General features: G+C 58.4%; 16 protein-coding genes and 6 tRNA genes. 6 read left to right on the forward strand and 16 right to left on the reverse strand.

The window, feature by feature from the left end; translation table 11 throughout:
• Positions 1-152: 152 nt before the first annotated feature.
• Positions 153-488, reverse strand: coding sequence for a zinc ribbon domain-containing protein YjdM (locus J0F90_RS05730; protein ID WP_016928764.1), 336 nt, complete (start codon positions 486-488; stop codon positions 153-155).
• A 119-nt stretch (positions 489-607) separates the two neighbouring features.
• The gene (gene miaB / locus J0F90_RS05735) at positions 608-2,032 is read right to left on the reverse strand and encodes a tRNA (N6-isopentenyl adenosine(37)-C2)-methylthiotransferase MiaB (protein WP_033633929.1); all 1,425 of its coding nucleotides are present in this window, start codon (positions 2,030-2,032) and stop codon (positions 608-610) included.
• 197 nt (positions 2,033-2,229) lie between these two features.
• Between miaB and ubiF the strand changes: the two genes are divergently transcribed.
• Entirely contained in the window at positions 2,230-3,411 is a 1,182-nt protein-coding gene (gene ubiF, locus J0F90_RS05740) for a 3-demethoxyubiquinol 3-hydroxylase (protein ID WP_033641089.1), read from the forward strand.
• Between the two features lie 87 nt (positions 3,412-3,498).
• Here the strand turns inward: ubiF and J0F90_RS05745 are convergent.
• The 12 genes from J0F90_RS05745 to nagB form a co-directional block, all read right to left on the reverse strand.
• Positions 3,499-3,573, reverse strand: a tRNA-Gln gene (locus tag J0F90_RS05745).
• 4 nt (positions 3,574-3,577) lie between these two features.
• Positions 3,578-3,654, reverse strand: a tRNA-Met gene (locus J0F90_RS05750).
• Between the two features lie 41 nt (positions 3,655-3,695).
• Positions 3,696-3,770, reverse strand: a tRNA-Gln gene (locus tag J0F90_RS05755).
• 44 nt (positions 3,771-3,814) lie between these two features.
• A tRNA-Gln gene (locus J0F90_RS05760) sits at positions 3,815-3,889 on the reverse strand.
• Positions 3,890-3,919: 30 nt separating this feature from the next.
• Positions 3,920-4,004, reverse strand: a tRNA-Leu gene (locus J0F90_RS05765).
• Between the two features lie 16 nt (positions 4,005-4,020).
• A tRNA-Met gene (locus J0F90_RS05770) sits at positions 4,021-4,097 on the reverse strand.
• 219 nt (positions 4,098-4,316) lie between these two features.
• Complete coding sequence (gene asnB / locus J0F90_RS05775; protein WP_033641088.1) at positions 4,317-5,981, reverse strand: asparagine synthase B; 1,665 nt, start codon at positions 5,979-5,981, stop codon at positions 4,317-4,319.
• 284 nt (positions 5,982-6,265) lie between these two features.
• Positions 6,266-7,708, reverse strand: coding sequence for a chitinase ChiC (gene chiC / locus J0F90_RS05780; protein WP_033641087.1), 1,443 nt, complete (start codon positions 7,706-7,708; stop codon positions 6,266-6,268).
• Between the two features lie 188 nt (positions 7,709-7,896).
• Positions 7,897-8,649: an HAD-IIA family hydrolase gene (locus tag J0F90_RS05785; protein ID WP_004939957.1), complete on the reverse strand. Its 753-nt coding sequence runs from the start codon at positions 8,647-8,649 to the stop codon at positions 7,897-7,899.
• Between the two features lie 67 nt (positions 8,650-8,716).
• Positions 8,717-9,937, reverse strand: a complete 1,221-nt coding sequence (gene nagC / locus J0F90_RS05790; protein WP_004939956.1) for a DNA-binding transcriptional regulator NagC — start codon at positions 9,935-9,937, stop codon at positions 8,717-8,719.
• Between the two features lie 27 nt (positions 9,938-9,964).
• Positions 9,965-11,104, reverse strand: coding sequence for an N-acetylglucosamine-6-phosphate deacetylase (gene nagA, locus J0F90_RS05795; RefSeq protein ID WP_033641086.1), 1,140 nt, complete (start codon positions 11,102-11,104; stop codon positions 9,965-9,967).
• A gap of 18 nt (positions 11,105-11,122) precedes the next feature.
• A complete protein-coding gene (nagB, locus tag J0F90_RS05800; protein WP_004939952.1) occupies positions 11,123-11,923 on the reverse strand; it encodes a glucosamine-6-phosphate deaminase in 801 nt (266 codons plus the stop codon).
• Between the two features lie 334 nt (positions 11,924-12,257).
• Between nagB and nagE the strand changes: the two genes are divergently transcribed.
• From nagE to J0F90_RS05825, 5 genes are all read left to right on the forward strand, one after another.
• Positions 12,258-14,288 (forward strand): N-acetylglucosamine-specific PTS transporter subunit IIBC, encoded by a 2,031-nt coding sequence (gene nagE / locus J0F90_RS05805; RefSeq protein WP_033641085.1) that lies wholly within the window; start codon positions 12,258-12,260, stop codon positions 14,286-14,288.
• Between the two features lie 240 nt (positions 14,289-14,528).
• The gene (gene glnS, locus J0F90_RS05810; RefSeq protein WP_033641083.1) at positions 14,529-16,193 is read left to right on the forward strand and encodes a glutamine--tRNA ligase; all 1,665 of its coding nucleotides are present in this window, start codon (positions 14,529-14,531) and stop codon (positions 16,191-16,193) included.
• Positions 16,194-16,772: 579 nt separating this feature from the next.
• On the forward strand, positions 16,773-18,176 hold the full coding sequence (gene chiP, locus J0F90_RS05815; RefSeq protein WP_033641082.1) for a chitoporin ChiP: 1,404 nt from the start codon (positions 16,773-16,775) through the stop codon (positions 18,174-18,176).
• A gap of 46 nt (positions 18,177-18,222) precedes the next feature.
• Positions 18,223-18,549, forward strand: coding sequence for a ChiQ/YbfN family lipoprotein (chiQ, locus tag J0F90_RS05820; protein ID WP_016928754.1), 327 nt, complete (start codon positions 18,223-18,225; stop codon positions 18,547-18,549).
• Positions 18,550-18,562: 13 nt separating this feature from the next.
• Positions 18,563-21,220, forward strand: a complete 2,658-nt coding sequence (locus J0F90_RS05825; RefSeq protein WP_033641081.1) for a beta-N-acetylhexosaminidase — start codon at positions 18,563-18,565, stop codon at positions 21,218-21,220.
• Positions 21,221-21,471: 251 nt separating this feature from the next.
• Here the strand turns inward: J0F90_RS05825 and fur are convergent, their stop codons facing one another.
• Together fur and fldA are read right to left on the reverse strand one after the other, a co-directional pair.
• A complete protein-coding gene (gene fur, locus J0F90_RS05830) occupies positions 21,472-21,918 on the reverse strand; it encodes a ferric iron uptake transcriptional regulator (protein WP_004939939.1) in 447 nt (148 codons plus the stop codon).
• A gap of 329 nt (positions 21,919-22,247) precedes the next feature.
• Entirely contained in the window at positions 22,248-22,787 is a 540-nt protein-coding gene (fldA, locus tag J0F90_RS05835) for a flavodoxin FldA (RefSeq protein ID WP_004939938.1), read from the reverse strand.
• Between the last annotated feature and the right edge of the window lie 249 nt (positions 22,788-23,036).

Below are 23,036 nucleotides of genomic sequence, written 5' to 3' on the forward strand. Positions count from 1 at the left end.
TCTCTTTCTTGAATTATTCATGGTGCGCCGCAACGGCGCAAGTTTACCGCTGATCTATCTGTGCGCCGTCGGCGGAATTCAAGGGAAGATCAGGAAAAAACGCGGCGGGGCGCAAAGCCCGCCGCGTCATCACAGGACAAGACCGCTGGGAATCAGTTCTTTTTCACGAATTCGGACTTCAGTTTCATCGGGCCGAAACCGTCGATTTTGCAGTCGATGTTGTGATCGCCTTCCACCAGACGAATGTTTTTCACCTTGGTGCCGATCTTCAGCATCGAGGAGCTGCCTTTGACCTTCAGGTCTTTGACCACGGTGACCGCATCGCCGTCCGCCAGCAGGTTGCCATTGGCGTCTTTGACGATCAGCGCATCCTGATCTTCCGCCGGGGCGCTGTCGCTCCACTCGTGGGCGCACTCAGGGCAAATGAACAGGGCATTGTCCTGGTAGGTGTATTCGGAGTTGCACTTCGGGCAGTGTGGGAGTTGCATGTTATGTCGCCTCTTCAACAATAAAAAATAGAAAAAAGAACATCACCGGGCGCGGACGCCCGGCGGAGAAACGGTAAGGAATAGCGTGAATGGGCGGCGATAAGGCGGCCGCCGCGGCGTCAGGGCTGGTAAATGCCGACGCCCAGCGCGTTTTCTTTGCGGGTACGGGCGATCACCGACTGCGGGGATTCATGTACGCGCAGATCCATCTGCTGTTCGGTGCGCACCACTGCGCCACGCAGGGTGTTGGTCAGCACCTCGGTAATTTCCACGTCGACAAACTGGCCGATCATGTCAGGCGTGCCTTCGAAGTTTACCACACGGTTGCATTCCGTGCGCCCGGCCAGTTCCATCACGCTTTTGCGCGAGGTGCCTTCCACCAGAATACGCTGGACGGTGCCGAGCATGCGGCGGCTGAACTGCAGCGCCTGCTGGTTGATGCGATCCTGCAGAATGTACAGCCGCTGCTTTTTCTCTTCTTCGCTGACGTCGTCAACCATGTCCGCCGCCGGCGTACCGGGGCGCGACGAATAGATGAAGCTGAAGCTGACGTCGAAGTTGACGTCGGCGATCAGGTTCATGGTCTGTTCGAAGTCGGCCTGGCTCTCGCCCGGGAAACCGACGATGAAATCGGAGCTGAGCTGAATGTTCGGGCGCGCCTTGCGCAGCTTGCGGATAATCGCCTTGTACTCCAGCGCGGTGTGCGCGCGTTTCATCATGGTCAGGATGCGATCCGAACCGCTCTGCACCGGCAGATGCAGGAAGCTGACCAGCTCCGGCGTGTCTTCGTACACCGCGATGATATCGTCGGTGAACTCGATAGGGTGGCTGGTGGTGAAGCGAATGCGATCGATGCCGTCGATGGCGGCCACCAGGCGCAGCAGTTCGGCGAACGAGCAGATATCGCCGTCATGCGTGGCGCCGCGGTAAGCGTTGACGTTTTGGCCGAGCAGGTTGACCTCGCGCACGCCCTGCGCCGCCAACTGGGCGATTTCGAACAGCACGTCGTCGCTCGGGCGGCTCACTTCCTCGCCGCGGGTGTAAGGCACCACGCAGAAAGTGCAGTATTTGTTGCAGCCTTCCATGATCGACACGAAGGCGGTCGGGCCTTCGGCGCGCGGTTCCGGCAAGCGGTCGAATTTTTCGATCTCCGGGAAGCTGATATCGACCACCGGGCTGCGGGTGCCCTGAACGTGATTGATCATTTCCGGCAGGCGGTGCAGGGTCTGCGGGCCGAATACCACGTCGACGCAAGGCGCGCGGCTGCGGATAAGCTCCCCTTCTTGCGAGGCCACGCAACCGCCGACCCCGATGATGACAGACGGGTTCTTCTCTTTCAGCAAGCGCCAGCGCCCCAGCATGGCGAAAACTTTCTCCTGCGCTTTTTCGCGGATCGAGCAGGTGTTCAGCAACAGCACGTCCGCTTCTTCGGCGTTTTCGGTCCACTCGAAGCCGTGCGTGCTGTTCAACAGGTCGGCCATTTTCGATGAATCATACTCATTCATCTGGCAGCCCCAGGTTTTGATATGTAGTTTTTTCGTCATTGACTTGCCATTACTCAGTGCGGAGCGAAAGTTGCGTTACGCGACATGCAGGGCGCGTATTGTAATCATTTGCCGCCGTTGTGACCAGCGCGGGGGAAAATGGCACGCAACCTGAAGCCGAAGCGAAAATCCGGTACACTGCGCAAAACGCCATGCCGGGTGGGATGGCGAGCATTCACACAGAAAACATAGCCAATATGAAGACATCTCAAAATCGGTATGACGCGGTGGTGGTGGGCGGCGGCATGGTCGGCGCGGCGGCGGCCCTCGGGCTGGCGCAGGCGGGCTGGTCGGTGGCGTTGCTGGAACATCAGGCGCCGCAGGCGTTCGAGGCGCAAAGCCCGCCGGACCTGCGCATTTCCGCGATCGGCTGCACCTCGGTGGGGCTGCTGAAACAGCTCGGCGCCTGGCCGGCCGTGACGGCGATGCGTACGGCGCCGTATCGCCGGCTGGAGACTTGGGAGTGGGCGTCGTCGCGGGTGGCGTTCGACGCGGTGTCCCTGGGGCTGCCCGAGCTGGGCTTTATGGTGGAAAACCGCATTCTGCAGCTGGCGCTGTGGCAGCAGTTCGCGCAGTGCGCCAATCTGACGTTGCTGTGCCCCGCCAGGCTGCAATCGCTGCAGCGGGCGGACAAGGCCTGGCAGCTGACGCTGGACAGCGGTGAAACGCTGCAGGCGCGGCTGGTTGTCGGTGCCGACGGGGCCAACTCGCAGGTGCGCAAGCTGGCGGCGATCGGCACCAACGGCTGGCAATATCGTCAGGCGTGCATGTTGATCACCGTCGATACCGGCGCGCCGCAGCAGGATGTGACCTGGCAGCGCTTCTTCCCGTCCGGGCCGCGTGCCTTCCTGCCGCTGTACGACAGCTGGGCATCGCTGGTGTGGTATGACAGCCCGCAGCGCATTCGCCAACTGCAGGCGATGCCGCCGGCGCAGCTGGAGCGCGAGATCGCCGCCGCTTTTCCGGCGCGACTGGGCCCGGTCAAGGTGCACGCTGCCGGATCGTTCCCGCTGACGCGGCGTCATGCGCAGCGTTACGTACTGCCGGGGCTGGCGCTGCTGGGGGATGCCGCGCATACCATCAACCCGCTGGCCGGGCAGGGCGTCAATCTGGGGTATCGCGATGTGGATGCCTTGTTGAATGTGTTGAGCGAGGCGCGGGATCAGGGAGAGGACTGGAGCAGCGAGGCGGTGCTGTTGCGTTATCAGCGTCGCCGTCGCACCGACAATCTGCTGATGCAGAGCGGCATGGATCTGTTTTATACCGCCTTCAGCAATAACCTGGCGCCGCTGAACGTGGCGCGCAATCTGGCGCTGATGGCCGCGCAGCGGGCGGGCAAGCTGAAAGAGCATGCGTTGAAGTACGCCTTGGGATTGTAACCGGTAGGGCTCAGCGGCGGCTGGGCCCGTTAGGATTGGCTGAACGCCAGACAGCAAAAAGCCCGCCGAAGCGGGCTTTTCTAAATATGGCTGGGGTGCCAGGATTCGAACCTGGGTATGCTGGTATCAGAAACCAGAGCCTTACCGCTTGGCGACACCCCAATTATGGTGGCTACGACGGGATTTGAACCTGTGACCCCATCATTATGAGTGATGTGCTCTAACCAGCTGAGCTACGTAGCCGATGTTACTTTTTACTTCTTTGATTTGCAAGCAGTTTGTTATGGCTGGGGTACCTGGATTCGAACCAGGGAATGCCGGTATCAAAAACCGGTGCCTTACCGCTTGGCGATACCCCACCTGCAAACAAATCTTATGTTGAAACCCCGTTCCCGAAAGAATATGGCTGGGGTACCTGGATTCGAACCAGGGAATGCCGGTATCAAAAACCGGTGCCTTACCGCTTGGCGATACCCCATCAACATACTGCGCCGACGATGAAGAGAAATGGTGCGGGAGGCGAGACTTGAACTCGCACACCTTGCGGCGCCAGAACCTAAATCTGGTGCGTCTACCAATTTCGCCACTCCCGCAAATGCAAAAAAGAGATGGTGGCTACGACGGGATTCGAACCTGTGACCCCATCATTATGAGTGATGTGCTCTAACCAGCTGAGCTACGTAGCCCTCTTTTTTTGCTTTGCCTTCATCGGCGTTGCGGGGCGCATTATGCGTATATGACCGATTTGCGTCAACAAGTTTTTTCCCGAAAAAGCGCCCGGAAGCGCCGTTTGTCTGGGTTGTGAACATTATGGCGATAAAATCGGCAATTCAGGCAGTTGGCGGAGGAAAAAGGCAACAAAAAGGCGGGCCAAAAGGCCCGCCCCAAGGGAAAACGCCGCGCGATTATTTATAGGCGGCCTGGTGCACGCCGACGGCGCGGCCGGAAGGATCGTCCATCTTCTTGAACGATTCGTCCCATTCGATGGCCTTGGCGGACGAGCAGGCGACGGACGGGCCGCCCGGCACGCATTCGGCGGCGCTCGGCAGCGGGAACAGCTCCTCGAAGATTTCGCGGTACAGGTAGCCTTCTTTAGAGGTCGGCGTGTTGTACGGGAAGCGGAAACGCGCGGTTTCGAGCTGTTGATCGCTGATTTGCTGCGCAGCGACCTCTTTTAGCGTGTCGATCCAACTGTAGCCAACGCCGTCGGAGAACTGCTCTTTCTGGCGCCAGGCCACGCTGGCCGGCAAATAGGGCTCGAAACATTCGCGAACGATGTGTTTTTCCATTTTGCCGTTGCCGCACATTTTATCTTTCGGATTGATGCGCATCGCCACGTCGAGGAATTTCTTGTCCAAGAACGGCACGCGGGCTTCGACGCCCCAGGCGGACATCGCCTTGTTGGCGCGCGCGCAGTCGAACATGTGCAGCGCCAGCAGTTTACGCACGGTCTCTTCGTGGAATTCGCGGGCGTCCGGCGCCTTATGGAAGTACAGGTAGCCGCCGAACACTTCGTCCGCGCCTTCGCCGGAGAGCACCATCTTGATGCCCATCGCCTTGATTTTGCGCGACATCAGGTACATCGGCGTCGAGGCGCGAATGGTGGTGACGTCGTAGGTTTCGATGTGATAAATCACGTCGCGGATGGCGTCCAGGCCTTCCTGCACGGTGAAGTGGATTTCATGGTGCACGGTGCCCAAATGGTTGGCCACCTCTTGCGCGGCGCGCAGATCCGGCGAGCCTTCCAGGCCGACGGCGAAGGAGTGCAGCTGCGGCCACCAGGCCTCGCTGCGTTCCTGATCTTCCACGCGGCGCGCGGCGTATTTCTTGGTGATCGCCGAGATGACCGAGGAATCCAGCCCGCCCGACAGCAGCACGCCGTAGGGCACGTCGGACATCAGGTGGCTTTTCACCGACTCTTCCAGCGCGGTGCGCAGGGCGGCGGCGTCGGTCACGTTGTCCTTGACGCTGTCGTAATCGAACCAGTCGCGGCGATAATATTCACGGATCTCACCGTCCTGGCTCCACAGATAGCTGCCGGCCGGGAATTCCTTGATGGTGCGGCACACCGGCACCAGCGCTTTCATTTCCGAGGCGACGTACAGGTTGCCGTGCTCGTCGTGGCCCATGTACAGCGGAATGATGCCCAGGTGATCGCGGCCGATCAGGTAGGCGTCTTTTTCGGTGTCATACAGGGCGAAGGCGAACATGCCTTGCAGATCGTCGAGGAAGTCCGGGCCTTTCTCCTGGTACAGCGCCAGGATCACTTCACAGTCGGAACCGGTCTGGAACGCATAGCGGTCGCTCAGCTGTTGGCGCAGCGCCTGGTGGTTGTAAATTTCGCCGTTGACCGCCAGAACGTGGGTGTGCGCAGCGTTGTACAGCGGTTGAGCGCCGTTGTTGACGTCGACGATCGACAGGCGTTCGTGAGCCAGAATGGCTTTGTCGCTGGCGTAAACGCCGGACCAATCCGGGCCGCGGTGGCGCATCAGACGTGACAGCTCCAGCGCTTTCTTACGCAGTTCAACGGGATCGGACTTCAGATCGAGCACACCGAAAATAGAACACATACAACTCTCCTAACGGGCTTTTATGACTGTGATGTTGTTTTTTACTGTTATGGGCAGCATTGCCGATTTATCAGCGATAACCCGGTTTTGCTGCGCTGTGGTTATGAAAATGCGCCAAAAGCTGCGGGAGATGCAAGCGTTTTAGCCATGCGTTGAGAAATAGTTGTTTGCTTAGGTGCGGTTTTTAACGGATGTTCAGTTATCGGCGTGAAAAATTATCGATTATGCAATTTTTAGCGTGATGGCGGGATTGCCGGCCAGTTTGACCGGCAATCGATTAGCGATTAGGCGATGAGCTGCCACAGGGTGAAGGCGGCGTCCGGCGTCCAGCCGGCGTTGGAGGTGTGCGCCTGGATACAGGTGTACTTCTTGCCTTTATAGCTCACCACGTCGCCAGCCTTGTAGCTGTGGTTGTTCTGCCACTCGGGCGCACCCGGATCGGGCGGCGTGCCGTCGTTGGCGGTTTTGACCGCCAGCGCGCTGCTCGGCAGCGAGGTATTGCCCTGGCTGTCGGTTGCGGTAACGAAGTAGCTGTACTGGGTGACCGGGGTCAGGCCGCTGTCGGTCAGCGACAGGTCGGCGGTCTGGCCGATCGGGTTGCCGTTGCGGTAGACGGTGTAGCTGGCGATCGGTAACGCGCCGGTGGCGGCGGCCCAGCTCAGTTTCAGCGAGGTGGCGCCCAGCTCGGAGACCGTCAGCGCCGTCGGCGCATTAGGCTTTCCCGGCGGCGGGGTGACGCCGCCCTGAATCAGCGGCGCATAGCGGGTTTTGAATTCCCAGTTGTAGGCCACGCCGGCTTTGCTCTTGCCGTTGTCCCAGTTGATCGACCAGGTCATCAGGCCCTTGATCGACAGGCTTTTGGCGTCGAGACGCGCGAAGGCGTTATACACCGCCTGTTTGTCGATCACGTAGCCGGTGGCGGCGGCATCGTTGTTGCTCGGCAGGCCGATAACGAATTTCGCCGCCGGGATTTTCGCATAGCCGCGGGTGCCGGTGACCAGGCTTTCCGTCAGATAGTAGAGGAAGTCCTCTTTCATGGCGTCGTTATTCTGCGTGATCCAGGCGTTGAGTTCATCCACCCAAATACCGTCGCCGCCCTGGTTGTAATATTGCGGCGCAATAAAGTCGTAATAGCCTTCAAGGGCGTTGATATAATCCAGATAGGTGCCGTTGGTGCGCAAATACGGGAATTCCGGCGCCATGCTGATAATAAAGTTTTTCCCCTGCGCGGCGTAATGGTCTTTTACTTTTTTCAATGCCGCAGGCAAGACGGTTTTATTATTGGCGGCGCCGATCGCCGCCTGTTCCAGATCGATATCCAGGCCGTCGAAGCCATAGACTTCCACCAGGCGAATAATCTCGTCTTTCAGCTTGTCTTCGTCGCCGGTCTTCAGCTCAATATGCGCGTCTGCGCCGCCGAGGGAGATCAGCACCGCGCGGCCCTGGCTGTTCAGCACGCCCACCTGGCGGCGAAACTCGGCATCGGACAGGTTGTAAGGTTTGAAAGTCGGGATGCCCTGGCCTTTCATAAAGGCGACGGCCACTACGTTGTACTCGGCGGGGATGTCGGTCAGATTCATATTGGCGAACTGGCCTTGTTGATAACCGTCACTGGCGCCGGCGGCCCAGTTGTGCCAGAAACCCATCAGGATCTTTTTATTGGCGATAGACGGCATAATGGCCGCGTCATCGGCGGCGACGGCATTAATAATGTTATTTGTGCTCATGGTGGCCTCATTCATTAGGGGGAGAGTTTTTCGCTCGCCGGCAATATCAGCTATTGGCGGGGCGTAAACTTATAATGAGGATTTTTAGCGCAGGCAGGCTGAAACCTTTTGCGGCCATGAACGAATTAAATTCAAACTGCGGCCAGGAAGAGGGAAATAATGGCGGCCGGGCAGCCGCCATCGATGGATCAGAAGATGGTGATATCGGCGACGGAAGGGTAGACGTAGCTCGGGCGGAACGGCATGGTTTCGATGTCGCTCAGCGTGGAGACGCCGGACAGCACCAGCACGGTTTCCAGGCCGGCCTGGAAGCCCGCCAGAATGTCGGTGCGCAGGTTATCGCCGACGATCACCGTCTCTTCCGAGTGCGCCTGCATTTTGTTCAGTGCGGCGCGAATGATCCACGGGCTGGGCTTGCCGACATAAAACGGCTTGCGGCCGGTGATCTTCTCGATGGGCGCGCACAGGGCGCCGCAGGCCGGCGAGAAGCCGTGGCCGTGGCTATCCGGATTGGTCGCGATAAAGCGCGCGCCGTTACTGACGAAGTAGGCGGCTTTGTGCATCATGTCCCAGTTGTAAGAGCGGGTTTCACCGACGATCACAAAATCCGGGTTGATGTCGGTGATGGTGAAACCGGCTTTGTACAGCTCATGGATCAGCGCGCCTTCGCCGACCACATAGGCTTTTTTGCCTTCCTGACGGCGCAGGAAGTCGGCGGTGGCCATCGCCGAGGTATAGAACGCGCTCTCCGGCACTTCCAGCCCGGCGGCGGCGAAGCGGTTCGCCAGATCCTGTGCGGTCTGTGACGGGTAGTTGGTCAGCACCACCAGCGGCATGCCTTGTTCCTGGATGCGCGCCAGGAACAGATCGGCGCCGGGCACCGGCGTATTGTCATGCAGCAGCACGCCGTCGATATCGCATATAACGTTTTTGATTTTCATTTGTCGCTGTTTCTCATGATTACGGCAGGCAAGAAGTGACGATAACACACCTGCCAGAAGCGGCGGATCAGCTTTCCAGCAATCGCTGCAAGAGCACGCCGTTGAGCATCGCGCGTTTGGCCAGGGCGAAAGCGCCGATCGCCGAGCGATGATTGAGTTCGGAGGTCACCACCGGCAGATTTTTGCGGAAGTCCTTCAGCACCTGGGTATTGATGCAGCTTTGGATCGCCGGCAGCAGCACCTTGTCCGCTTCGGTGATCTCACCGGCGATCACCACCTTCTGCGGATTGAACAGGTTGATGGCGATGGCCACCGCCTTGCCCAGATAGCGGCCGACGTGTTCGATCACTTCGCTGGCCAGCAGATCGCCGCGGTTGGCGGCCTTGCAGATGGCGTTGATGCCGCAGTCTTCCAGCGTCAGTTTGCTTGGATAGCCCTGGCTCAGCAGTTGGCGCACGCGCTGTTCGATCGCGGCGTTGGCGGCCACCGTTTCCAGGCAGCCGAAGTTGCCGCAGTGGCAGCGTTCGCCGAGCGGATCGATCTGGATATGGCCGATCTCGCCGACGTTGCCGTTGTTGCCGAGAAAAATCTGCCCGTTGACGATAATGCCGGCGCCGGTGCCGCGGTGCAGGCGCACCAATATCGAGTCTTCGCAGTCGCGGGTGGCGCCGAAGTAGTGCTCCGCCAGCGCCAGGCTGCGGATATCGTGGCCGACGAAGCTGGTGACGTTAAAGCGCTGCTGCAGGTTGTCCACCAGCGCCCAGTTGCTGACGCTGATGTGCGGCATGTAGCGCACCACGCCCAGCGCCGGATCCACCAGGCCGGGCAGGATCACCGCGATGGCGATCAGCTCGCGCAGGCGGCGCTGGTTCGCTTCGATGAATTGGGCGATGGCGGCGAACAGCGCATTCTCCAGCGTTTCCTGGGTGCGTTCCGGCAGCGGATAGTGTTCTTCACTGAGCGATTTACCGCTCATGTCATACAGCGTGATGGTGGCGTCGTGGCGGCCGAGGCGCACCGCGACGGTATGGAAATGACGGGTTTCCGACACGATGGAGATCGCGCGGCGGCCGCCGGTGGAGGCTTGCTGATCGACTTCTTTGATCAACCCGCGCTCCAGCAGCTGGCGAGTAATCTTAGTGACGCTGGCGGGGGCGAGCTGGCTGAGTTCGGCGATTTGAATGCGCGAGATCGGGCCCTGTTGGTCGATCAGGCGATAAACTGCCGCGCCGTTAAGTTGTTTGACTAAGTCAACGTTCCCTATTTGTGCTTGTCCGCCAGTGCTCATCAATAATGTTACTCGCTGTTCATTGAATTAAACCTCGTTACCGTTAACGAGCGTTTTGGTGATCTTGAAATCACGGGTGAAGGCGGTCAGGTTAGCCACCTTGCCGGCTTCGAGGGTACCCAGACGGTGATCGACGCCGATGGCGCGCGCCGGGTACAGCGTCGCCATGCGCAGCGCTTCGTCCAGCGCGATGCCGATATGCTCGACGCTGTTTTGCACCGCTTCGATCATGGTCAGCGCGGAACCGCTCAGGGTGCCGTTCTCATCCACGCACAGCCCATCCCGATAGTATATTGTTTTACCGGCGAAAATAAATTGGTCAATATCTGCACCCGCCGGTGCGGTCGCGTCGGTGACCAAGACCAATTTATCACCTTTCAGGCGTTTGGCGTTACGGATACTCGCCCAGGCTACGTGATGGCCGTCGGCGATGATGCCGGTATAGACCTCCGGCGTATCGAAGATAGCCCCCATCAGCCCCGGTTCGCGGCCGGTGATATACGGCATGGCGTTGTACAGGTGGGTGGCGAAGCTAATGCCGGCGGCGAAGCCGGTGCGCGCCTGATCGTAGGTGGCGTTCGAGTGGCCGGCGGAGACCACGATGCCGGCCTCGGTCAGCTGCTTGATAAAGTGCGGCTCAACCATTTCCGGCGCCAGCGTCACCTTGGTGATCACGTCGGCGTTGGCGCACAGGTAATCGATCATGTCCTGGGTCGGCTTGCGAATGAACGCCGGGTTGTGGGTGCCTTTTTTCACCGGGCTGAGGTACGGCCCTTCCAGGTGCAGGCCCAACGCCTGGTTTTGGTGCTTTTTCAGATAAGCGCGCATCACGTCGACGCTGTGCTTCATGAATTCGTCGCTGCTGGTGATCAGCGTCGGCAGATAGCTGGTGCAGCCGGATTTCTCGTTGGCGCGCTGCATGATCTCCAGCGTTTCTTCCGAGATGGCTTCCAGCGAATCGTTGAACTGGACGCCGCCGCAGCCGTTCAGCTGCACGTCGATAAGCCCGGGGGCCAGGATGGCGCCACCCAGGTCGCGCGTTTCGATGCCGGCGGGCAATTCAGCCACCGGGCAGACTTTCTCAATCAGCCCATCAGCGATAATGACTGCATGGTCATCAAGTACGTCGTGGCCGGTATAGATTCGGCCGTGGGTTAAAGCGAACATCGTAGCCCCCTGCAAAGATTAAAGACTTTTCACGCTTTCCGCTTCTAACTCGCGGAAATATTTGACGGTTTTGACTTTCAGTTCCATGGTGGCCGGTTCGTCGCACACCACCACCGCTTTGGCGTGCAGCTGCAGGCAGCTGATGGTCCACATGTGGTTGATGTTGCCTTCCACAGCGGCTTCCAGCGCCTGCGCCTTGGCGTGGCCGGTCACCAGGATCATCACCTCTTCCGCGTCCAGCAGCGTACCCACGCCGACGGTCAGCGCATATTTCGGCACCAGGCTGACGTCGCCGCCGAAGAAGCGCGAGTTGGCGATGCGGGTGTCTTCGGTCAGCGTTTTGATGCGGGTGCGCGAAGCCAGGGACGAAGCCGGCTCGTTGAACGCGATATGGCCGTCGATACCCACGCCGCCCATGAACAGGTTAATTTTGCCGTAAGACTTGATCTTCTCTTCGTACTGGCGGCACTCGGCGTCGACATCCGCGGCGTTGCCGTTCAGTAGGTTGATATTTTCACGAGGAATATCAACGTGGTCAAAGAAGTTGCGGTACATGAAGGTGTGGTAGCTTTCCGGGTGTTCCTGCGGCAGGCCAACGTACTCGTCCATGTTGAAAGTCACAACATGCTTAAAGCTTACTTCACCTGCTTTGTGCATCGCAATCAGATGTTTGTAGGCTTCCAGCGGCGTGCCGCCGGTAGGCAGGCCGAGTACAAACGGGCGCTCTGCGGTTGGCTTGAATGCGTTGATGCGTTGAACGATATGACGCGCGGCCCATTTGCCGACTTGTGCGGTATCTTTCAGTGGGATAAGTCTCATCTAACACCTCTTGGGATAAGTAAACTAAAGCTATACTGTACGGGCCTGCGGGAGTCCTAAGCGTAACCCAGCTTTATGATTCTCGCGTGAATCGTCCGTTCGGTTGATTTTTTGAATGATAAAATAAGTTTTGTGTGATGGCCAGCAATCTGGGAGGTGAAGACTACTTTTTGGTGATATTTATCACAAAAAGGGAGGTTTTAATTTGCGATACAAAATAATTTTTTTACACTCGGCATGAGTGATACGTGCCAAGCGCTGTTTCTAAAAAGGTAGTGAGAGCTCCAAATAAACTACTAATAGGGTCCGTCCGCGGACAACATAGGGGGAAAAGGTGAACATTCTTAGTTATTTGCAAAAGGTGGGACGGGCGCTGATGGTGCCGGTCGCCACGCTGCCCGCCGCCGCCATCTTGATGGGCGTCGGGTACTGGATTGACCCTGTTGGTTGGGGCGGCGACAACGCTTTCGCTGCCTTATTGATTAAGTCTGGCTCTGCGATTATCGATCATATGGCGGTGTTGTTCGCCGTTGGTGTCGCCTACGGCATGTCCAAAGATAAGGACGGATCTGCCGCACTGACCGGCTTCGTCGGTTTCCTGGTGCTGACTACCCTCTGTTCACCGGCCGCCGTGTCGATGATTCAAAAGATCCCGCTCGATCAGGTGCCTGCCGCGTTCGGCAAGATTGAGAACCAGTTCGTTGGTATTCTGGTGGGTATCATCTCAGCCGAAGTGTACAACCGCTTCAGCGGCGTCGAGCTGCCTAAGGCGCTGTCGTTCTTCAGCGGCCGCCGTTTAGTGCCGATCCTCATTTCCTTCCTGATGATCCTGGTCGCTTACATCCTGATGTTCGTCTGGCCGGTCGTGTTCGGCGCTCTGGTGAGCTTCGGCGAACACATCCAAAAATTGGGCTCCGTCGGCGCGGGCATCTACGCCTTCTTCAACCGCCTGCTGATCCCGGTCGGCTTGCACCACGCGCTGAACTCGGTGTTCTGGTTCGACGTGGCCGGCATCAACGATATCCCTAACTTCCTCGGCGGCCAGCAGTCGATTGACGCGGGTAAAGCGGTTGTTGGCATCACCGGCCGTTATCAGGCGGGCTTCTTCCCGATCATGATGTTCGGTCTGCCGGGCGCGGCGCTGGCCATCTATCACTGCGCGCGTCCTGAGAATAAGGCGAAGGTGCTGGGGATCATGATGGCAGGGGCATTCGCTGCCTTCTTTACCGGCATCACCGAACCGCTGGAGTTCTCCTTCATGTTCGTGGCGCCGGTGCTGTACGTGATCCACGCCGTACTGACCGGTATCTCGGTGTTCATCGCCGCTAACATGCATTGGATTTCAGGCTTCGGTTTCAGCGCCGGCCTGGTGGATATGATGCTGTGGGTGCGTAACCCGCTGGCGACCCACTGGTACATGCTGATCCCGCAGGGTCTGGTGTTCTTCGTTATCTACTATGTGGTGTTCCGCTTCACCATCAACAAGTTCAACCTGATGACCCCGGGCCGCGAGCTGGCGGTTGCCGGTGACGAAACCGACGGTTATGACGTCAACGTCAACAGCAGCGCCGGTAAAGACGAGAATGAAACCACCACGCTGGCCCGTCGCTACGTCGGCGCGATCGGCGGCTCCGACAACCTGACCGGCATCGACGCCTGCATCACCCGACTGCGTTTGAACGTGAAGGACTCTGCACTGGTGAACGACGCATTGGCGAAGCGCCTCGGCGCGTCGGGCGTTATCCGTCTGAACAAGCAGAGCGTGCAAGTGATCGTCGGCACCCGTGCCGAGCTGATTGCCAGCGCAATGCGCAACGTAATTGCGGCCGGCCCGGTGGCGGCTGCGGCGGCGGCGGCTCCTGCTGCGGAAGCCAAACCGCAGGCGGTGCCGAACGCACCGAAAGCCGCGTTTGAAACGCTGGTGGCGCCGGTAACCGGTGAAGTGGTGGCGCTCGATCAGGTGCCGGACGAAGCCTTCGCCAGCAAGGCGGTAGGCGACGGCCTGGCGATTCGCCCGACCGGCAACATCGTCGTGTCGCCGGCTGACGGCACCGTGGTGAAAATCTTCAATACCAACCACGCCTTCTGCCTGGAAACCGACAAGGGCGCTGAGATTGTGGTGCACATGGGGATCGACACCGTCGCGCTGGAAGGCCAGGGCTTCAAACGCCTGGTGGAAGAGGGCGCGGAAGTGAAAGCCGGTCAACCGATTCTGGAACTGGATTTGGATTACCTGAACGCCAATGCGCGTTCGATGATCAGCCCGGTGGTGGTCAGCAATTCTGACGACTATGCCGGCCTGGCGGCGCTGGCCAGCGGCTCAGTGGTCGCCGGTCAGACCAAGCTGTACGAGATCCAAAAGTAAGGCCGTTTTTACCTGAGTAGTACCCGGGGCCGGTCACGCATCATGGCGGAGTTTGCCCCGACTTGGCGGGAAGAGAGCGATCTCTTCCCGCTTTTTTTATCCCGTTTCGCGCCACGGCGGCGCGCTGCGCGCCGAGGGTGCAATATGCTGCATTTTTCGTGAAACAAACGGTTGTTTCCAGACGTGGCTTGTTGGATCATAGGCGGTTATGTGTAGCGCTTTGCATTGAGGAACAGTGAAATGAGTGAGGCTGAAGCCCGCCCAACCAATTTTATCCGTCAGATCGTCGATGAAGATCTGGCGTCGGGGAAACACACGTCGGTACATACCCGTTTCCCGCCGGAGCCTAACGGCTATCTGCATATCGGCCACGCCAAGTCCATCTGCCTGAACTTCGGCATCGCCAAGGACTATCAGGGCCAGTGCAACCTGCGTTTCGATGACACCAACCCGGTGAAAGAAGACATCGAGTTCGTGGAGTCAATCAAGCACGACGTGGAGTGGCTGGGCTTTGAGTGGAGCGGCAACGTTCATTACTCCTCAGACTATTTCGATCAGCTGCACCAGTATGCGGTTGAGCTGATCACCAAGGGGCTGGCCTACGTCGATGAGCTGTCGCCGGAGCAGATCCGTGAATATCGCGGCACCCTGACCGCGCCGGGCAAAGACAGCCCGTACCGCGACCGCAGCGTGGAAGAGAACCTGGCGCTGTTCGAGAAGATGCGCAACGGCGAGTTCGCCGAAGGCGCCGCCTGCCTGCGCGCCAAGATCGATATGGCTTCGCCGTTTATCGTGATGCGCGATCCGGTGCTGTACCGCATCAAGTTCGCCGAACACCACCAGACCGGCAACAAATGGTGCATCTACCCGATGTACGATTTCACCCACTGCATTTCCGATGCGCTGGAAGGGATCACCCATTCGCTGTGTACTCTGGAATTCCAGGATAACCGCCGTCTGTATGACTGGGTGCTGGATAACATCACCATTCCTTGCCACCCGCGGCAGTACGAGTTTTCGCGTCTCAACCTCGAATACGCCATCATGTCGAAGCGCAAGCTGCACCAACTGGTGGCCGAGAAGATCGTCGAAGGTTGGGATGACCCGCGCATGCCGACCGTCTCCGGCCTGCGCCGCCGCGGTTATACCGCCGCCTCGATTCGCGAATTTTGCCTGCGTATCGGCGTGACCAAGCAAGACAACAACGTCGAGATGGTGGCGCTGGAATCCTGCATTCGCGACGATCTTAACGAGAACGCCCCGCGCGCCATGGCGGTGCTGGATCCGGTGAAGGTCGTCATCGAGAACATGGGCGATGCGGTGGAAATGGTCACCATGCCTAACCACCCGAACAAGCCGGAAATGGGCAGCCGCGATGTGCCGTTCAGCCGCGAGATCTATATCGATCGCGCCGACTTCCGCGAAGAAGCCAACAAGCAGTACAAGCGTCTGGTGCTGGGCAAGGAAGTGCGTCTGCGCAATGCGTACGTGATCAAGGCCGAGCGCGTCGAGAAGGACGAAGCGGGCGAGATCACCACCATTTTCTGCAGCTACGATGCGGAAACGCTGAGCAAAGATCCTGCCGACGGCCGCAAGGTGAAGGGCGTGATCCACTGGGTGTCCGCGGCGCACGCGCTGCCGGCGGAAATTCGCCTGTACGATCGCCTGTTCAGCGTGCCTAACCCGGGCGCGGCGGAGGATTTCCTCTCCACCATCAACCCGGAATCGCTGGTCATCAAGCACGGCTTCGTCGAGCCGAGTCTGGCGGCCGCACAGCCGGAGAAGGCCTACCAGTTCGAGCGTGAAGGCTACTTCTGCGCCGACAACCGTTATTCGTCGGCCGAGCATCTGGTGTTTAACCGCACCGTCGGCCTGCGTGACACCTGGGCGAAAATCGAAGGCTAATCTTATTCGCCTTTAAAATTAATGAATCAGCGCGGCTTTAAGCCGCGCTTTTTTTATGCCTGCGCTCGGCTCGCGATCTATTCCTCTCTCATTTTTTCCGGGATACGTTTAATTAATGGCGACGCATTAACCCATTAGTTTTCTTATATTGGCTTTATTAGTCTTCATTTTTTCTTATATATTCGTGATGCGAATTAATTTCATTTAGAGAGCGCTCTCAATTTTTATCGTCTGACTGACGAATTTAATCAGGCTGAAACCATTAATCGTCTCTGGTTGACCTCTTATCTTAATTTATTCTGATTTAATTGAATTTTTTATTCGACACCCTCCATGAACACCGACGTAACAAAATCTCACTGATATGTGCTGCTTGTCATACTTTGACAAATCTCCCGCATTTTTCATTTGATAATTCGCGTCGCGAAAAATAGTCTGTCTGTAGCAATTAGTGCTGTGGGAATAACATCTCGTCGGCAATATTTTTTACCCGTTCGGGTTTTTTATTGGCAGTCGTGCAGGGCAGTGGTGAACACAGGCGGCTGCAACTTTTAAGTTAAGTCAAAGAGGAATTTCACTATGGGTACGCACGGTGCTCAGCGTAAAACGCTGGCGCTCGCAGTCGCGGGCGCGCTGTTGGGAACAGGGTTTGCCATGGCGCCTGAGGCGAAAGCCGCAGGGTTTATCGATGATTCCACGCTGACCGGCGGCATCTATTACTGGCAACGTGAGCGCGACCGTAAAGATCTCAATCCGGACAGCAAGGATTACAACCAATACACCACCAACCTGTCGCACTCCACCGCCAACCTGAGCCTGGATTTCGCGTCGGGCTACGCCTGGGACATGTTCGGTCTGGATGTCGGCGCCTTTACCGCCATCGAACTGGCTGAATCCAGCGCCAGCGGTCACCCGAACGAAATTGCGTTCTCCTCGAAGAACCGTACCTACGACGAAGACTACTCCGGTGACAAAGGCGGTATCAGCCTGTACAAAGCCGCCGCCAAATTCAAATACGGCCCGGTCTGGGCGCGCGCCGGCTACATTCAGCCGAGCGGCCAAACCCTGCTGGCGCCGCACTGGAGCTTTATGCCGGGCACCTATCAGGGCGCCGAGGCCGGCGCCAAGTTCGACTACGGCGATGCCGGCGCGTTGAGCTTCTCCTACATGTGGGCCGACAAATACAAGGCGCCGTGGCATATCGAGGTGGACGACTTCCGCCAGAATGATAAGAAAACCCGCGTCTCCTATCTGCACTCGCTGGGCGCCAAGTACGATTTCAAAAACGATCTGGTGCTGGAAGCCGCTTTCGGCCAAGCCCAGGGTTACGTGAATCAGTACTTCACCAAGGCGTCTTACAAATTCGATCTGCTGGGCAACCCGCTGACCACCAGTTACCAGTTCTACGGCGCGGAAGACCGCATCAGCGACAAGAACGATCCGAACAGCATCTACGACGGTCTGGCCTGGCTGCAGGCGCTGACCTTCGGTTACACCACCGGGCAGTTCAACTGGCGTCTGGAAGGCACCATGGTCAAGGCGGAAGGCAACCAGGGCTTCTTCCTGCAGCGCATGACCCCGACCTACGCCTCATCCAACGGCCGTCTGGACGTGTGGTGGGACAACCGCTCCGACTTTAACGCCAACGGCGAGAAAGCGGTGTACGCCGGCGTGATGTACGACCTCAGCAACTGGAACCTGCCGGGCATGGCGGTCGGCGGCTCCTACGTGTACGCCTGGGACGCCAAGCCGAGCACCAACCCGATCTACGATCAGAGCCAGCGCCTGAAAGAGAGCGCCTGGAGCCTGGACGCGATGTACACCATCCAGGAAGGGCGCGCCAAGGGCACCCTGATCAAGCTGCACTACACCCAGTATGACAACCACACCAACATCCCGAGCTGGGGCGGCGGTTACGGCAACATCTTCCAGGACGAGAAAGACGTCAAGTTCATGGTCATCGCGCCATTCACCATCTTCTGATGCGTTCCCCGGCCTCGCCGCCGGGGGCAGTTAAGGGAATTCAACGATGAAAAAAATCATGCTGATGCTGGCGGCCGCCGCGGCCTTGAGCGCCTGTGCGCAACCCGCCGCGCCGCCGGAAGACGCCAAATTGAAGCAGGCTTACAGCGCCTGCATCAACACCGCCGAAGGTTCGCCGGAGCGTCTGCAGCCCTGCAAGTCGGTGCTGAACGTGCTGAAACAAGAAAAACAGCACCAGCAGTTTGCTGAGCAGGAAACGGTGCGGGTGATGGATTATCAGAACTGCATTATGGCGGTTCACAGCGGTAACGGTCAGGCTTATGACGCCAAGTGCGGCAAGCTGTGGCAAGAAATTCGCGATAACAATAATTAAGAAGGATGAGAAGATGAACGCATTCAAACTGAGCGCGCTTGCCGCCTTGACGGCAACGATGGGATTCCTGGGCGGCATGGGAAACGCCATGGCCGATCAACAGCTGGTGGATCAGCTGAGCCAGCTGAAGCTGAACGTGAAAATGCTGGATAACCGCGCCGGCGAAAACGGCGTGGATTGCGCGGCGCTGGGCGCCGACTGGGCCTCTTGCAACCGGGTGTTGTTCACCCTCAGCAACGACGGCCAGGCGATCGACGGCAAAGACTGGGTCATCTATTTCCACAGCCCGCGCCAGACCCTGCGGGTAGACAACGACCAGTTCAAGATCGCGCATCTGACCGGCGATCTGTACAAGTTGGAGCCGACCGCCAAATTCAGCGGTTTCCCGGCCGGTAAGGCGGTGGAAATCCCGGTGGTCGCCGAATACTGGCAGCTGTTCAGAAACGACTTCCTGCCGCGTTGGTATGCCACCTCCGGCGACGCCAAGCCGAAAATGCTGGCGAATACCGACACCGAAAACCTGGATCAGTTTGTGGCGCCGTTCACCGGCGACCAGTGGAAGCGCACCAAGGACGACAAAAACATTCTGATGACGCCGGCTTCGCGCTTTGTCAGCAATGCCGATCTGCAGACGCTGCCCGCCGGCGCGCTGCGCGGCCAGATCGTGCCGACGCCGATGCAGGTGAAGGTCCACGCACAGGACGCCGACCTGCGCAAAGGGGTGGCGCTGGATCTGAGCACGCTGGTCAAGCCGGCGGCGGACGTCGTCAGCCAGCGTTTCGCGCTGCTGGGCGTGCCGGTTCAGACCAACGGTTACCCGATCAAGACCGATATCCAGCCGGGCAAGTTTAAAGGCGCGATGGCGGTATCGGGCGCCTATGAGCTGAAAATCGGCAAGAAAGAGGCGCGAGTGATCGGCTTCGATCAGGCCGGGGTGTTCTACGGGCTGCAGTCGATCCTGTCGTTAGTGCCGAGCGACGGCAGCGGCAAGATCGCCACGCTGGACGCCAGCGATGCGCCGCGCTTCCCGTATCGCGGCATTTTCCTCGACGTGGCGCGTAACTTCCATAAGAAGGACGCGGTGCTGCGCCTGCTGGATCAGATGGCGGCTTACAAGCTCAACAAATTCCACTTCCACCTGAGCGATGACGAAGGCTGGCGCATCGAGATCCCCGGTTTGCCGGAGTTGACGGAAGTCGGCGGCCAGCGCTGCCACGATCTGAGCGAAACCACCTGCCTGCTGCCGCAGTACGGCCAGGGGCCGGACGTCTACGGCGGCTTCTTCAGCCGTCAGGACTACATCGACATCATCAAATATGCCCAGGCGCGCCAGATTGAGGTGATCCCGGAGATCGACATGCCGGCGCACGCCCGCGCCGCGGTGGTTTCGATGGAAGCGCGCTACAAGAAACTGCATGCCGCCGGCAAAGAGCAGGAGGCCAACGAATTCCGTCTGGTGGATCCGACCGATACCTCCAACACCACCTCCGTGCAGTTCTTTAACCGCCAGAGCTACCTGAACCCGTGCCTGGATTCCTCCCAGCGCTTTGTCGACAAGGTGATTGGCGAGATTGCCCAGATGCATAAAGAAGCCGGCCAGCCGATCAAAACCTGGCACTTTGGCGGCGATGAGGCGAAAAACATCCGCCTGGGCGCAGGCTATACCGACAAGGCGAAACCGGAACCGGGTAAAGGCATCATTGACCAGAGTAATGAAGACAAGCCGTGGGCCAAGTCGCAGGTGTGCCAGACGATGATCAAAGAAGGCAAGGTGGCCGACATGGAGCACCTGCCGAGCTACTTCGGCCAGGAGGTCAGCAAGCTGGTGAAGGCGCACGGCATCGACAGAATGCAGGCCTGGCAGGACGGTCTGAAAGACGCCGAAAGTTCGAAGGCGTTCGCCACCTCGCGCGTGGGCGTCAACTTCTGGGACACCCTGTATTGGGGCGGTTTCGACAGCGTTAACGACTGGGCCAATAAAGGGTATGAAGTGGTGGTCTCCAACCCGGACTACGTCTACATGGACTTCCCTTACGAGGTGAATCCGGACGAGCGCGGTTACTACTGGGGCACCCGCTTCAGCGACGAACGCAAGGTGTTCAGCTTCGCGCCGGACAACATGCCGCAGAACGCGGAAACCTCGGTCGACCGCGACGGCAACCACTTCAACGCCAAAAGCGACAAGCCGTGGCCGGGTGCCTACGGTCTGTCCGCTCAGCTGTGGAGCGAAACCCAGCGCACCGATCCGCAGATGGAATACATGACCTTCCCGCGCGCGCTGTCGGTGGCGGAACGCGCCTGGCACCGCGCCGGTTGGGAGCAGGACTATCGCGCCGGCCGCGAATACAAAGGCGGGGAAACCCACTTTGTCGATACCCAGGCGCTGGAGAAAGACTGGCTGCGCTTCGCCAATATCCTGGGCCAACGTGAACTGGCCAAGCTGGACAAAGGCGGCGTCGCTTATCGTCTGCCGGTGCCGGGCGCCCGCGTGGCGGGCGGCAAGCTGGAAGCGAATATCGCGCTGCCGGGATTGGGCATCGAGTATTCCACCGACGGCGGCAAGCAGTGGCAGCGCTATGACGCCAAGGCCAAGCCGGCGGTCTCCGGTGACGTGCAGGTGCGTTCGGTCAGCCCGGACGGTAAACGCTACAGCCGCGCCGAGAAGGTCTAGGTCTGGCTCCGGGGCCCGTGGTTCTGGCGGCGGGCCGCATCATAATGAAGGGGGAATGCGTTCGCCCCCGCGCGTGCCGGCGTGGGGCGGATGTTGAAGTGAGAGCAGTACGTGGAGTCGCAGTGCCGCTGCAATTGTAGTATTTCATGACATGATCTTCCCCCGGCTTGTCCGGGGATTTTTTTGCCCGTTGTACGGCGGGCATAAAAAAACCGCCCCAATGTGAGGCGGTTTTTCATAGCCGGTCAGGCTTATTTCTTGTCGTGCAGCGATTCGTCTTCGCGGCAGTCACCGGTTTCACAGTGGCCGTACAGGTACAGACTGTGGTTGGTGAGCTTGATGCCGTGCTGCTTGGCGATATCACGCTGGCGCACTTCGATGGATTCATCACTGAATTCGATCACTTTGCCGCAGTCCAGGCAAATCAGGTGATCGTGGTGATGCTGTTGGGTCAGCTCGAACACGGACTTGCCGCCTTCGAAATTGTGACGTGTCACAATGCCCGCATCGTCAAACTGGTTCAGTACGCGATAAACCGTCGCCAGGCCGATCTCTTCGCCCATATCAATCAGTTTTTTGTACAAATCTTCCGCACTGACGTGATGGCATTCCGGATTTTGCAGTACTTCCAGGATTTTGAGTCGCGGAAGCGTGACTTTTAAGCCGGCCTTCTTCAATGCGATGTTGTTGTCGGTCATGCGAATTCAGTCCTGTTACTATGCTAATCAAGTTGAGGCGTACTCGCCTGTGGCATCGGTCGGCACAAAGAGTTAATGCGTCTCATTATAGAACCGGTTGTACTAAATGGAAACCGCCGGTTGTTAACAAAGATATAATTGCACTATTGCATGTTTTGCATGCAACGCCTTGATGGATGGGATAAACCGATATCTCAGTCTACCGTGACGGGGTGGGAAGTTACAAATCTGTAGCTTCTATCGCAGCAATCCCTGTTGCCGATGACGGCCCTGTCGGCACACTATGCACTTTACAGGGCCTTTGTTCAACCTTTCGCCAGTACCGGCGTTTAGCCGACGATATCGGCCAGGCTCAGCTCTTCGACGATCTGTTTGACCCAGGCGTCCACGCGCTCATTGGTCAGCTCCGGCTGACGGTCTTCGTCGATCGCCAGACCGATGAAGTGGTTGTCGTCCGCCAGGCCTTTGGAAGCTTCGAAGTGGTAGCCTTTGGTCGGCCAGTGGCCCACGATGGCCGCGCCGCGCGGTTCGATGATGTCGCGGATGGTGCCCATCGCGTCACAGAAATATTCCGCGTAGTCTTCCTGGTCGCCGCAGCCGAACAGCGCCACCAGTTTACCGTTGAAATCGACTTCTTCCAGCGTCGGGAAGAAATCATCCCAGTCACACTGCGCTTCACCGTAGTACCAGGTCGGGATACCCAGCAGCAGGATATCGAACCCTTCCAGGTCTTCTTTGCTGCTTTTGGCGATGTCATGCACTTCTGAGACATCGTCGCCAAACTGTTTCTGAAGAATTTTCTGGATCATTTTGGCAATGTTTTCGGTATTGCCAGTGTCGCTGCCAAAGAAAATGCCTACAGTAGCCATATCGCGTATAACCTTTAAATTCAATTAATTGCATTACTCGGCGCCGGCACTGCCGCCGATTAAAATGATGCCATGACAAGAGCCTTTCGCCACGGTGGCGGGCGCCGACAGGCGCAGTCTCTTACCGGTAAATGCGTATCATGCCAGAAAGTGGCGCCGGGGTTTTATCGCATTTATGCGATGCCGAAGGATGAAGAAAAGCGTGGTCGATCCGGCGTTGTCCTTAACGCCGCGCCGCGCGTGCGGCCG

Origin of the sequence: Serratia marcescens subsp. marcescens ATCC 13880 (assembly GCF_017299535.1) — a bacterium.
Taxonomy (GTDB): Bacteria; Pseudomonadota; Gammaproteobacteria; order Enterobacterales; family Enterobacteriaceae; genus Serratia; species Serratia marcescens.